Here is a 13,341-nt window from a genome sequence, read left to right on the forward strand (position 1 = left end):
TCCCTCTATTCAGCCCTTGCGAAAACTAGGTTGTCGTAGAAAATGCCGCTGGGGTTATAGTCCGTGGCCGAGTTAGAGAATCCAAACTGAAGTATTTGACCATCTAAGTTTTGCTCAAGCACCGCTTCAACAGTGTATCGAGACCACTCGCTGTTACTGACTTCGCTTAAATCAACGCGAATGTCGACGGTAGAGGCAAAACCATTATTAGGGTCGAGTACACGAATATAGGCATACGCCGTTGTAGGTGGTGCTATTCCGCCTTCAAAGGGCGCTTTGGCATCAAAAGAGAACGTATAGTTACCTGCATCAGCAGCAGAGAATATGCGCTCTTGAAAGCTTGCAGCCTCAATTGTAAGTCCGCCAGCATGGTCGCCGTTGTTATAGTCGCTAAATACATTTAGGTACTGAGAGCCTTGGCTTTCACCTGCCTCACCTGTGGCGTAACTGGTAAACCCACCGGTGTTGTTAGGCGCAGGGAACGGACCGTAGCTGTAGGCAAAGTTTCCATCTGCACCAAACACCGCAGCGAAGCTTAGCCAGTTATCACCTATGGCATCGGCGCTTGCGTCGCCACTTTCAAAATCAGTGTTATAGCTAATGCCGCCTTCGGCTAGGTTGAAGTCGACGTTATCTACCACTATGGCAGAGGGGGCAAAACCTGTAGTGCGAGTGGTAAAGCCAAATTCTAGTAATTGTCCAGCCATAGCTTCGCCGTCGATATTGAAGTCAACAGAGTAGGTCTGCCATTCTGTGCTCGAAATCATCGATAAATCGATTTCAACTCTCGCCGTCGTGGCAAAGCCGTTTGAAGGGTCTAGAGTTTGCACATATGCAGTGGCTATTGTGGGTTCAGTAATCGCGCCTTCATCGGGAACTCGGGCATCAAAGCTAAACGTATAGATACCAGAGTCGTCAGCTGTAAGCGTTACTTGCTGGAAGGTTGCAGCCTCTATCAACAGACCGTTTCCGTGATCTTGATTGTTGTAGTCGTTAAATATAACGAGTTGCTGCGAGCCTTGTTCGTCACCGCCTAACCCCGTGGCTATATTGGCAAAACTATTGCTGTTAAGCGGTGTCGGGAAAGGTTGGCCGTAGTTATAAATGAAGCCGCCATTGGCATCGAATACCGTTCCAAAGCTTTGCCAATTTCCACCAAGTGCAGTGGCTGCCGGGTTAACTCCTTCAAAGTCAGCAAAGAAACCAAGTGGCAGCACTTCCTCCTCCACAATCTCAGTCGTGGGCTCCCAGCGTATGTTATCTACAGTGAGCGAGGTTGTGGCATTAACGTCTGTTACTGCAAGCACAAGGCCAGAGCTAACATTAGCGGTGTTCAAGCCACTGCTTATCAGCTGACTTAAAGGAATTTCAATTTCCTGCCATTCACCGTCTGCAGGTCGCCCTAAATCTTGTGGGCCACTTGTACAGGGGAATACACAGTCTACTTGCATGGTTACGGTATTTGTATCGCTGCCGAAGTCGGAAACGAAAAGGTCAAAAACCACGGCGCCGTTATTATAACCAGAAAGGTTAACGGGCTCGGTGGCGATAAACCATACACCACTTTCGCCGTCGCCGTTGAAGGTGATATCGATAACTTGATCGCGAGCTGCGTCGTCAGACGTTACTACTTCCCATTCAATTTTATTAACGCCATCTGGATTACTGCCGTCGGTGTAAGTGGCAAAGCCTGAACCGCTGTCTGCCGCACCAATACCAAAGTCCCAAAGCGGGTCAACGCTATCGATAAACACATTTTGTGGAACGGTGGTAATACTCACTATGCCGCAAGGACGAGAGGCTGGAGCACCGCAAAGAAGGTTTATATTGTCGAACTGTATGCGGGCAGCACCGCCAACAGGTTCAAGTATTATAAGGTTGAGCACCTCTTCAATATTCAGAGGACCGCCACCAAAAGCACCAATATTGCTTTGAATAACATCACTGAGAGCAAGTGACACTGATGTCCACTCGTCTTGAGGTAAATCTGTCAGTGGAATTTGTATAAAGCCCACGTTAGGGAACCCGCTATCTACACCAACTTGCAGCATAGTTGCATTGGTGGATGCACTGTCAATAAACACATCAAACGTCAATTCGCCGCCATAGAATTCATTGTTGTCTGCGCGACCAACGCCAAATAGCTCAAACGTGTTCCCCTCGGGGTCGTTAATTTGAATGTTACCACCACCTGAAGTGTTGATTTCAATAACCGTGCCGCGCTCCGTGTCGCCAGAATCGACTTCAGTTACTGTTAACGCTCCATCATTGTCAAATACGCCAATACCCAGTGGACGTTCGCTATTGCTATCTGCAAATAGAACTCCCGGTCCATTGTTGTATAGGGTAAAGCTGTTTATCTCCACATTTTGCGGTGGTGGGGTACCGTCTCCGCCTTGGGTAATGATAAAGGGGTCGACTTGGTCAATACTGTTTTCGCAGCCCAAACCGTCGTTAACCGGAGCAAGTGGGCATTGATAAACCCGAACATAATCCACCAGCATTTGACCAGGGAATACATCGGTATCGTTAGGGTTTGGCATGCCCGCTGGGTCGCCGCCTACAGCAAGATTGAGGAGCAAATGCTGATTTTCGTTGAACGGTGCGTCTTCTTCCCCAACTACGAAGCCTTCACTTTGGTTTTTGAAATAATAGTTCCAGTAGGTATCGCGGCTCACCGTAAAATAATGAACCCCGTCTACAAACCAGCGAATTCGCTGAGAGTCCCACTCGACTGCGTAGTCGTGAAAGCCATCGGTTGGATCTATTTCATAAGTTTTGGTAGCGCTTTCATTTAGGGGGAAACGTTGACCATAATGCACGGTTCCTGCTATGAACGGAGTTGCTTGTCCGAAAGACTCCATGATGTCTATTTCGCCTTTAGCGGCCCACTCACCAAAAGGAGAAGGATCGCTTCCTAGTGTCCAAAACGCTGGCCATAAGCCTAACCCTTCTGGAACTTGAATACGGGCTTCAATTCGACCATACGTAAAATCTAATATTCCCTGTGTGCGCAGACGGCCTGAGGTGAAAGCAAAATTCGGGTCTGGCGAATCACCCACTCTAGCCTCAATAACCAAGAAACCATCTTCTACGCTTATATTATCTGCGGTGTAGTACTGCTGTTCATTGTTTCCCCAGCCAGGCGGCAGTCCCTCGGACGAGCCATCGCCCACTTGTACTTCCCATTTGGAGGTATCTAGCGTGCTGCCATCGAATTCATCAGACCAAATTAGTTCATAATTCGCTGATGTTGGTGGAGGAGGATTTTCTAAGGTTCCGCCAATCGCTTCATCGTCGTTTTGGCATCCGCCTATTGCAACAGTTGCGCCCGCAGCGAGTGCTATGCTAAGCCAGTTTCGTTTTATGGTCATGCGGCATTACTCTCAATTAACGTAGTGTGTATTAGTTTTGAGTGTTTGCGCTGGTTTCGAAGTGCAAGTAGTGAATAGGTCGAGCACTTAAAAATACGCAATTCAGCTCTTTCATTTTGGAAGTGAAAGAAGCCATTGAAAAACAACCAACGTGTGTACTTATCTTTATTTTTTTCTTTTAACTGATGCGTTTGTCAGGGCTTTTACAAAGTCGATACCAGATAGCAATGCAGTTTTCACTACACCAGTGTTGCTAAATTAAATACCGTGTTGCCTGACTGAAGGTCCTTTTCGCGACATCCTGAGTGCATTTACTCTCTCAGAAACACCTAGTACTGATTTTTAAATAAAAATACACTAACGAAGTTGTCTGGTTTTGATACTAGTGCAAAGTAGGAATTGTGCAAATTATCCTTTATTACAATTTGTTTACAAATTGAAGCTGCTTAAGGGAATGGCTTGGCACTTGCTAAATCCCCGAGTAAAGGGGATGTATTCGGGAGCTGCTATGAATTACAGAGATAAAATACAGATATCAAATACGGATGAATTTGTGGTTGGATGGTAACAGGTTGTTAACAGTTGGTGGGGTTAGGGCTGCGTGTGACTTACTTGGTCTCTTGTTTTTCCTCTCTTGTTTTCCCTACCTCAGTCACCTATTACTAGGCTGTTATTTAACGCTCCCATCACTGTGCCAGCAAATATGTGGGGAGAAAACTTCGACGTATGTGAGTTTACGTATACAGCTGATTGGCAAGCTGCATCGAAGGTTTTTACTATGAAAGTGTAAATACTAAATTATCTGCTTTTACCTTTTTCTTAAGTCCACCTTCTAAATTAGAGCGTTCAAGCAATGAGATAGCATAGTGCTCTTTATACATGTTCTCAACCATGCTTTGGCTAACGCAAAATGGAGGGCCCTGTAACTCGCTTTGTTGATAGTCGAATGTGATTAAAAGCTGAGGCGCGCAGCGAGTTAACGATACCATATGCTCAGCGTAACGCTCGCGAAGACCATCGGGTAGGGCGACGAGAGCAGCTCTGTCGTACACGCCAGTAACTTCACCAATATCTTCAGGAGTTAACTTAAAAATATCACCAACAAAAATAGTGATGTGATTTGCTGAGTAAACCTTGCCTTTGGGAGATGACTTAATAGTTGGAGTTAAATTAAGGTCTTCGAAGAGTTGCGTAATAGCAATTTCGCTTAATTCAGCACCAACCACTTCGCAGCCTTTAGAGAGCAACCAAGCAATATCTTTTGTTTTTCCACATAAAGGAACAAAAATACGTTTTTGCGTTTTCTCCGAAGAGGCGCTTTCGTTAACTAAAGCTTCACTTTCAATCGTATCGCTTTTTACATTAAGCAGGACATGGCTATATTTGACAAGAAGGGCGTTTCCTTCGGGTTCATGAAATCCGATTTCATTTTTATTCCACTTACTATGCCAGAAGCTATGCTCCATTTTTGTACTCCATTTCGAAAAGCGCGAGTAATCAATAATACTGCTTCGCTAAAAAACGTTGGCTAAACGCTTTTACAAATGCTTTAAAAGCCCAGTCTTCCAATAAGCGCAAACTTAGCGCAGACCATATACCTATGCTCAGACGTTCATTCTTTAACTGTACAACATCATTATTCCCAATGACTAGCGAGATAACCTGCCATTGAAACACACTGAAAAACAGAATTATGACTACAGGAAAGTCGATACCCAGCTTAATTATCTAGACTCTATAAATCTACTCGTCTAGCGGGGTGTTAAAATCTTCTGAAAGCTCAAAGTCACCTTCAACAGATGCGACTTTGTTATCTTCAAATTTTATGATCATTTGACGTTGGAAATCGTCGCCGCGATCCTTCATTCCACGCTTCATATCATATACATAATACCAAGTGTCGTTATCGAAAGAGTCTTGAACAACAGGATTACCAAGAACATAAATTACTTGCTCTTTCGTCATATTAATACGCAACTTTTCTACGTCTCGCTGATCCAGAAAGTTACCTTGGGGAACGTCGATTCTAAAAATCCAGTTTGAGCAGGCCGTAGTCGTAAATGTAATGCCGAGAATAACTATAAGATGGTGCAACTTCATGCGTATATAAGTCCAGTATTGCCTTTGTTAGTGCCTAAAGGCTTCCAAAATTAGGAAGCCTCAGCTGTTTTATTGCAAGCGCGAAGGCATGCTACATTGACAGCTATGACCAATCAACTGCATTTTAGTTCGATGTTGCGCTTTTAAGCAGCTCTTTTGCGTTCGCCAACGCAGACTTGGTTACTTTGTCGCCAGCCAGCAATCTTGCTAGTTCGTCAATACGGTCTTGTTTGGTAAGCGGAATCATTTGAGTTTCTGTGCTTTCGCCATCGGTGATCTTAGTCACAAAAAGCTGATTATGTGCCTGCGCCGCTACTTGCGGTAAGTGGGTTACACACATAACTTGTGATTGCTTACCCAGTTTGCGAAGCAGTGCACCAACAATAGACGCTGTAGGGCCACTTATTCCCGTATCTACCTCATCGAAGATCATAGTAGGCGTGGCATGACTATCACTTGCGATAACTTGAATTGCCAGGCCAATTCTCGACAATTCACCGCCAGACACTACTTTTTCTAGCACGTCAGCATCTTGTCCCGGATTGGTAGATACTTTGAATTCAATAGTGTCTAACCCTGATGGCGCAGGTTTTTTTAGTTCGTCGTAACGGATGTCAATGCACACCTTTGCATGGGGCATATTCATTTGTTGTATTTGCGATTCTATATCTCCCGCGAAGGCTTTAGCTGCTTTAGCACGGCTTTCTGATAAGCCTTTGGTGGTAGTAAGGTAGTGCTGTCTTGCATCTTCAACGTCTTGCTCTAGAGTTTCAAGCAAGCTTTCCTGCTCACCTAGTGAAGCATACTCTGCGGAAAGTGTTTGGTGATGCTGAGCTAACGCTTCAGGCATTACTGCGTGTTTGCGAGCTAACTCCATTGCTTTTGAATACCGCGCTTCCACTTGCTGCAAACGCAGTGGGTCAATTTCTAGCTGATCGCAATATCCACGCAGCTCGCTCGCTGCCTCCTCCACTTGAATAGAGGCTTCATTTAAAAGCGCTATAATTGGTGTCAAGCTGGCATCATGGGCTTCAAGCTCCGCTAACCTTTCTATACTCCCTTGAATAACACTAAGTGCATTGCCTTCATCATTCTCGTACAGGTTGTAAACGCTTGTTTGAGCCTGCTCTAACAGGCTTTGACCGTTGCTAAGTCGTTTATGCTCTACTTCTAGCTCTTCAAACTCACCATTTTCAATTGCAAATTCGTCAAGTTCTTGCACCTGGTAAGTTAAAAGCTGTAGACGGTCTTCACGCTGCTGTGCTTTCGCGCGCAACTCATCTAGTGTTCTTTGCTTGTTTTTCCACGTTGTGTAGGCGGTTTTTACATCATCGAGCGACTGATTATGGCTGGCGTAACTATCTATAAGTTGGCGCTGATAATCTTCTTTTAACAATTGCAGGTGGGTATTTTGCCCATGAATTGAAAGTAGCGTTTGCCCTAGACCTTTAAGCTGCTGTAACGATACTGGAGTACCATTGATAAATGCCTTAGAGCGACCTTCCTTTGATATAACGCGGCGCACAAAACAACTGCTGTCATCCTCGTCTGAGGTGAGCTCGTGTTCATCTAAAAATGCCTTTGCACTGGCATTATCAACCAGTGAAAAATGTGCCACTATTTCAGCTTTAGCAGAACCTTTTCTAACTGCGTTTGCGTCTGCTCGTTCACCTAGGCATAAGCTTAATGCATCGATGGCAATAGACTTACCCGCCCCAGTCTCACCCGTCACAGCGGTAAGACCATTTTCAAAATGAACTGAAAGTTGTTTTACAACAGCAAAATTTGATATCGAAAGATTCGCTAACATAACCACACTCTAATAAAGTTGAACATGATGATATATACAGTACTTGTAAATATATACAGTATTTTTGAGATGTAAAGTACAGTCGAATGTAATCTGTCGATTTGCTGAATAAGGTTTGAATAAAATTCGTTGGGAGCGCTTTGTTTAGGGGGCGTTGTTAATGAAAAAAGCTAACGACAGTAATGGATTGCTAAAAAAACGCATAAAGAAAATTGTTATGCGTTTTTTTAGATGCGTGCCTAGCCATACTGGTAAGGCTATACAGCGGCTTTAGGGTTGGGTCCGTACTTATTATCTTCAGAGCTATCTTGTGCGAAAAAGATTATTAAAACAATTGTCCCAATGATCGGGATAAGGTTAAGTAACTGCCACCAACCAGTGCGCCCTGTGTCATGAAGTCGTCTAGCACCAACACTCAGCGAGGGTATAAGTAAAGCTAGTGAGAAAATTGCAGTGAGGGCTTCAGAACCAAGAGCATAGGAAATTGTTGCACAAACTACGTAAAAAATAATGTAGAACAAGAAAAACATCCAGTATTCGGTGCGCCTTGCGCGTCCTGTAAAGTCTGCATAATGTTTAAGCGCTTTAGTGAAATATTCCATAATGTAGAATTCCTTTGAAATGATTTGTAACTTCGATGGTTTTGCTCGAAATGACCAAGACCAATCGATGGTCTGTACTCGAGCACTTTTTTATTTTTGTTTTTGTACATCCTTATACCGGATGTAAACAACAATTACTTGTAGGTATTTTCGTGTCGAGGGAGGATTTTGATAACTAAATCATCGTCATCCATGACCATAACAACTACTTTCATAAGTAGCGTACTAGGTTTTTATGTTTCGGTCACTCTAAAGATTTTAAAATGCTCATAGGCTTCTTAAAGAGCACTAGAAATGGAGTGGAGTGAGAATCGAGAAGAAAATTGAAGTTATCTCTATAATGAGGAAAAAAAGCGAACATAAAAAAGAAGGCCGAGATGGCCTTCTTTCTAAGTCGATTGCAATAGACTTTTATTGCGCTAGGTTACTTCGCTAGATCACTGCGCTAAAGATTATTGCGCTAGTTCGCCGCTGCCTGACTCAAGGTGGGCGCGCACAAACCACTGGAACTGCTCTAGTTCAGCGAGTTGGCCGGTAATCATGTCCTCCGACACGGGGTCTAGATCACCGAGTGTTTCAATTGCGCTGCGATGGTCTCCATTTACGCCATCATATACCTTATCAAGTGCTTTAAGGTGATCGGTTACCAAGCCCTTGCCTAAATCGTAATCATTCCATGAGCGACCGTCTACTATGGCTTTTGGTGTACCTTTTGGTACTCCGCCTAGTGTGGCAATACGTTCAGCAATGGTGTCGGTCATTTCGCGAACAGCATCCACCTGCGGATCTAGCATTTCATGCACACCAATAAAGTTTGGACCCACTACATTCCAATGAATATGTTTCAGGGTTAACTGTAAATCTAGAAGCGCTACTAAACGCTGGTCCAACGTTTTAATTGTTGTTGCTGCAGACTCGTTGTCCATACCTGGTGCAGTAAATTTAATATCGTTGTTACTCATAATAATAACTCCTTATTATCGCTTTAGTAATTAGGCCTCGGTCGACTTTAATTAATAACGCTTTACTGATGAAAGTGTTATTACTCAATGCTGTCGACACATCGAGAAATCCTAGCTTGCCTAAGGTGTTGCAACGGGTATGCCGTTATGTGCGAAAATTATAAGTTGCTAATATAATTGAGGATTTTGAGAAAGGTTAATTTTTCTTTATTTTTCAATGTCATACATGTGGGAAAAAGATGCAGAAGTGTGTAAAAAATGCAGTATTCTTTACATTTCATGCATGATTACACACGTCTGGCTAAATGCTTGGAACAGAGATCGATGAGTTTGGAACACAGCAAAATGCTAGTACAGCTTGCTGCCCCATCCTAATTTCTGGCGTAACACATTAAAGTAGCTGTAGCCTTTAGGATGGACTAAATGCAGTTTGTCTGCACTCTTATTTATTCTAATTTCGTCGCCGGGTAATACGGGTAAAACAATGTGGCTATCACAGCTTACTTGCAAAGAATCACTGTTAACTTTTGACACCTTCATTGAAACCTGACTGTCTGCATCAACCACTATTGGACGGCTGCTAAGTGTGTGAGGGAACATAGGTACTAATGTGAGCGCATCCAGTTTTGGCATAATAATGGGGCCGCCGGCAGAGAGGGAGTAGGCGGTAGAGCCAGTGGGCGTAGCCACAATAAGTCCGTCACTTCGTTGGCTAAAAACAAACTGTTCGTCTATGTATATTTCAAATTCCATCATGTGAGCTACTTTGCCATGATGCAGCACAACCTCATTTACGGCCGCGCTGTTACTTTTGAGTTTTTCATGACGGTAAACGCCCACCTCTAAAAGAAAACGTTCTTCAACAAAACATTCACCGTTAAAGATATGGTCAAGCTGCTGAATAATATCGTCGGGATGAATATCGGTTAGAAAGCCTAAGTTGCCTCTATTAACACCCACTACATGAATATCGAATCGAGCCAGTACTCGCGCAGCGCCCAGCATGCTGCCGTCGCCACCAACAACAACTGCAAGGTCTGCCTCTTTGCCAATGACAACAAGATCGCAGCTTTTTAGGTCGTCTGTTTCGAGTTCATTAGCAATACTTTCCTCAACCAATAGTTTGCATCCTTTGGCGAGAAAGTATTCGGCAAGAAGGTTAAGACTATCGTGAGTGGCCTCGTGTTGAGGTTTTCCAATTAAAGCAACGGTTTGGTAGGGCATGGAACGCTAATGTCCTCTCATTTCCAATGATTCGGACATTAGCACAAGTGTTTTGTAAAAGGGAAGTTTTACCTTGCCGTCCAGCCCCCATCTAAGGTAATTGCTTGACCCGTGATGTTTTTCGCACTGCCAGTCATTAAAAACGCAGCAGTATCGGCCAACTCCTGCACTTCTATAAATTGTTTTTTAGGCATGGGTTCAAGCATAATTTTTTTCACAACGTCTTCTTCAGTCATGTTGTTCTCTCTGGCCTGTGCTGAAATTTGTTGTTCTACCAAGGGTGTCTTTACATAAGCAGGGCAGAGAGTGTTAATGGTGATATCAAACTCGCCGGTTTCAAGGGCAACTGTTTTTGCTAAGCCCAATAGGCCGTGTTTTGCGGCTACATAAGCCGATTTAAAAGGCGAAGCAACAAGAGAGTGGATGGAACCAACATTGATAATTCGACCAAAGTTTTGCGCTTTCATTGCTGGCAAAAACGCTTGCGTTGTAAGCGCTGGGCCAACAAGCATAATGTTGATCAGTTGTTGCCATTTTTCTGCTGGAAAGTCTTCTAGCTTTGAGACATGCTGAATACCCGCGTTGTTGATAAGAACATCGACGGTTAACTTGCCTAAAACCTCAGGTAGCGATGCAACTTGGCTTGCATCGCAAACATCTACAGCTACAGCGCTGGCGTTGCCATCGTTCATACTGCCAAATTGACTTGCAAGCATAGCTGCAGTTTCCTGAGCAGCATTTTCGTTAATATCTGCCACAATAACGTGGTGTCCTTGTTTAACCAATGACTCGGCAATCCCTAAACCAATACCGCTTGCTCCACCAGTTATAAATACCGTACGTTTATTCATTGTTGGCGTCCTTTGCGGTAATCTCTGCCTGATTCGAAGTGTGTAAAGACTTCAGCAAGTCACTAACTGCCTTAATTTGATAGCCATCGCGATTGGCATAATCTGGCGAGGCATATCCCCACCAATCCCAACAACCCTGTGGGTTAAGCGGCATAAACAAGGATTTTTTAGTTTGCGGATATAAGACAACCATATTGTTATCGTCGGCCCAGCGGTTCAATCCTGTTTGGGTCGCGTAAGCATCGCCCACCGCATCTGCATATTGATTACACCCGTGAAAGCTAATGTGAGCGCGACAGGTTTCGCCACTCGCACAGTTCTCTGGCACGTAAACAAACCCCTCACTGGCCAAAGTTTTTGCATTGCTACCAGCAATGTCTTTCTGGCTTATTGTGTGCAATTCACCTGATAGTGTGTCATCGGGCGCTGCTAGGTCATCAACCAAATGGTTTAGCATGTCGCCAGCCGCATCATAGTCGCAATTACCAATAAAGGGGCTTTCTGAGGTAGTGCAATCGGTACCACTGCTTTTCGTCGGGAATAGGTGTGCAACCGACATATCATTGACATATTTGATATGTTGAGTGTCTGTCCACATTTTGTATTGTTCGAATAAGGCATCGCTTACTTCAGAGGCTATTCGAGTATCTAATGTTCCATGGAATAACCACACTTTGGCGTCTTTCATGTTGCTTAATGCGGCAATTTTTCCTTTCTTTGCATAATCTGAGGCTTGTTTAGTCAACTCTTCTACGTTGGGCTGCGTATCTGTTTTATTAACACACTGAGCTAAAGCGGTTGTTATATCGCCTTTTGCGCAGAAATAAGGCCCGGCTGCCAAAACGCCAACACCTTTCACCCAATCGCTATGCGCTAGCTGAAACTGCGTGGCCATGTAGCCACCGGATGAAAGCCCGGATACGGTGACCTCGGTTAAATCTAAATTTAATACCGGCACTGCCTCTTTAGAGCTTTGCCCGTATAAAGAAGCTGAAAAACACAGGCCACTTATAACAGCAGCTTTGATAAACATGTTTTTTTTCATAAGTATCCTTTACTCATTTTCCAAAAATTGGCGAATAGCGACTGCCTGTTTTGATATGTTTGCTACACCTTCCAAATGACCTAACGAGCCCTTGAGTTCTGTGTAATCACTGGGCATTTCACGTGCTTCTAGCTTCTTGTGCACATCTTGAGCTAAATAGGGCATAAGTAATAAATCTGAATCTGCCGGAATAAATAACGTTTTTGCTTTTATTGTATCAACACCTGCTTCTAAATTGTTTTGATGCCCCGCGACAAACAGTTGGCATGCTCTTACAAGATAGAGTAAGTGGTTGGCATCCATTTTTGCACTGCGAGCCGCAGCGCGTTGCTGCAGCCAAGTGGTAATAGAATGATGATTGTTAATACTCGCCAATGGTTTAGACTCTAAGTTATTGAATCCTAGCATGTTTCCCTGTGCGTTAAAAAATTCAGGGGTTAATGCATTTTGCGTTATCAACATCAAAGAAGCGGTTAACCCGTCAGAGGGTGGCTTGTCTGGCGAATAGTTACCGTTCTTCCAGTTACTATCAAGCCTTATCGGATTTGCCCAGTGTTCCAGTGCGGCAGTTGTCCAAGCATCGCTTTCACCTGCGCCGATGACCGACACCATTCTAGGTACCCAGTTAGGATAAGCACTTGCCCAGTCGATAGCCTGCATCGCGCCCATTGACGGGCCTACAACGGCATGAAGTTTCGAAATGCCTAAACTTTCAAGCAGAGCTTTTTGCACGTTAACAAAGTCTCGAATGGTCACTACAGGAAAGTCGAGCCCGTAAGGTTTTCCGGTCGATGGATTTATTGAAGCCGGACCGGTGGTGACCACGTTGTCGTCGTAGGCATTCAAATTCACTAAAGTGTCAGCACTAATTACATAATAGTGGTTGGTATCAATCGCTTTTCCTGGCCCGATAATACTATCCCAATAGCCAGGCGCCGCGTCACTCTTACTGTATTTTCCGGCAGCGTGGGATGAGCCTGAAAAATAATGCGTTATAAGAATAACATTATCTTTGTTCTCACTAAGCGTGCCGTAGGCTTCCCAGCCTACTTTTACATCCTCAATGGTTTTTCCACCAAAGGTTGTAAAGCTGTCCATGCGAAAGATCTGTTTTTCAACAAGTAAGGTTTCGCTCTCTTGTTGGTTATGCACCTCAGCGTTTTCTGTTGCCAACGTTGGGCTTGAGAAAAGCAATACTGCGACTGAAACAAACGCGAGCCCAGGCAAAATAGCCGGCTTCACTGTCAACGTTCTTCCCGCTTTGCGATGTAGAAGCACAGTTCTACAACCAGACATAAGCTGTTGGAGTCTACAAGAGACACAATTCATCGTTAATATCCTTTTATCTCATTCAATTCTTTCGGCTGACATTT

At 44.1% G+C, this 13,341-nt stretch carries 10 protein-coding genes; all 10 read right to left on the reverse strand.

Going from position 1 to position 13,341, the window contains the following annotated elements; all coding sequences use genetic code 11:
• Nucleotides 1–5 precede the first annotated feature (5 nt).
• Nucleotides 6–3,374, reverse strand: a complete 3,369-nt coding sequence (locus CW735_RS06730; protein ID WP_100971399.1) for a glycoside hydrolase family 16 protein — start codon at nt 3,372–3,374, stop codon at nt 6–8.
• Between the two features lie 776 nt (nt 3,375–4,150).
• Nucleotides 4,151–4,840, reverse strand: a complete 690-nt coding sequence (tmpT, locus tag CW735_RS06735; RefSeq protein ID WP_071979383.1) for a thiopurine S-methyltransferase — start codon at nt 4,838–4,840, stop codon at nt 4,151–4,153.
• Between the two features lie 277 nt (nt 4,841–5,117).
• Nucleotides 5,118–5,474 (reverse strand): outer membrane protein assembly factor BamE, encoded by a 357-nt coding sequence (locus CW735_RS06740; RefSeq protein ID WP_071979382.1) that lies wholly within the window; start codon nt 5,472–5,474, stop codon nt 5,118–5,120.
• 124 nt (nt 5,475–5,598) lie between these two features.
• Nucleotides 5,599–7,284, reverse strand: a complete 1,686-nt coding sequence (gene recN, locus CW735_RS06745; RefSeq protein ID WP_100971401.1) for a DNA repair protein RecN — start codon at nt 7,282–7,284, stop codon at nt 5,599–5,601.
• 257 nt (nt 7,285–7,541) lie between these two features.
• Complete coding sequence (locus CW735_RS06750) at nt 7,542–7,886, reverse strand: DUF805 domain-containing protein (protein WP_100971403.1); 345 nt, start codon at nt 7,884–7,886, stop codon at nt 7,542–7,544.
• Nucleotides 7,887–8,338: 452 nt separating this feature from the next.
• Complete coding sequence (gene dps, locus CW735_RS06755) at nt 8,339–8,848, reverse strand: DNA starvation/stationary phase protection protein Dps (RefSeq protein ID WP_071979379.1); 510 nt, start codon at nt 8,846–8,848, stop codon at nt 8,339–8,341.
• A 348-nt stretch (nt 8,849–9,196) separates the two neighbouring features.
• Nucleotides 9,197–10,072 (reverse strand): NAD(+) kinase, encoded by an 876-nt coding sequence (gene nadK / locus CW735_RS06760; protein ID WP_071979378.1) that lies wholly within the window; start codon nt 10,070–10,072, stop codon nt 9,197–9,199.
• Nucleotides 10,073–10,140: 68 nt separating this feature from the next.
• Nucleotides 10,141–10,923, reverse strand: a complete 783-nt coding sequence (locus CW735_RS06765; protein WP_071979377.1) for a 3-hydroxybutyrate dehydrogenase — start codon at nt 10,921–10,923, stop codon at nt 10,141–10,143.
• Nucleotides 10,916–11,968: an extracellular catalytic domain type 2 short-chain-length polyhydroxyalkanoate depolymerase gene (locus CW735_RS06770; protein ID WP_100971405.1), complete on the reverse strand. Its 1,053-nt coding sequence runs from the start codon at nt 11,966–11,968 to the stop codon at nt 10,916–10,918. The genes CW735_RS06765 and CW735_RS06770 overlap by 8 nt, the downstream gene beginning before the upstream one ends.
• 9 nt (nt 11,969–11,977) lie before the next feature.
• Nucleotides 11,978–13,216: an E22 family MetX-like putative esterase gene (locus CW735_RS06775; RefSeq protein WP_442857498.1), complete on the reverse strand. Its 1,239-nt coding sequence runs from the start codon at nt 13,214–13,216 to the stop codon at nt 11,978–11,980.
• Nucleotides 13,217–13,341 lie beyond the last annotated feature (125 nt).

This window comes from Alteromonas sp. MB-3u-76 (assembly GCF_002831605.1).
GTDB classification, from domain to species: domain Bacteria; phylum Pseudomonadota; class Gammaproteobacteria; order Enterobacterales; family Alteromonadaceae; genus Alteromonas; species Alteromonas hispanica.

Bases quoted from the DNA above. Each gene is read 5' to 3' on its own strand.
- CW735_RS06730 (WP_100971399.1), bottom strand. From the start codon at position 3,374: ATGACCATAAAACGAAACTGGCTTAGCATAGCACTCGCTGCGGGCGCA.
- tmpT (WP_071979383.1), bottom strand. From the start codon at position 4,840: ATGGAGCATAGCTTCTGGCATAGTAAGTGGAATAAAAATGAAATCGGA.
- CW735_RS06740 (WP_071979382.1), bottom strand. From the start codon at position 5,474: ATGAAGTTGCACCATCTTATAGTTATTCTCGGCATTACATTTACGACT.
- recN (WP_100971401.1), bottom strand. From the start codon at position 7,284: ATGTTAGCGAATCTTTCGATATCAAATTTTGCTGTTGTAAAACAACTT.
- CW735_RS06750 (WP_100971403.1), bottom strand. From the start codon at position 7,886: ATGGAATATTTCACTAAAGCGCTTAAACATTATGCAGACTTTACAGGA.
- dps (WP_071979379.1), bottom strand. From the start codon at position 8,848: ATGAGTAACAACGATATTAAATTTACTGCACCAGGTATGGACAACGAG.
- nadK (WP_071979378.1), bottom strand. From the start codon at position 10,072: ATGCCCTACCAAACCGTTGCTTTAATTGGAAAACCTCAACACGAGGCC.
- CW735_RS06765 (WP_071979377.1), bottom strand. From the start codon at position 10,923: ATGAATAAACGTACGGTATTTATAACTGGTGGAGCAAGCGGTATTGGT.
- CW735_RS06770 (WP_100971405.1), bottom strand. From the start codon at position 11,968: ATGAAAAAAAACATGTTTATCAAAGCTGCTGTTATAAGTGGCCTGTGT.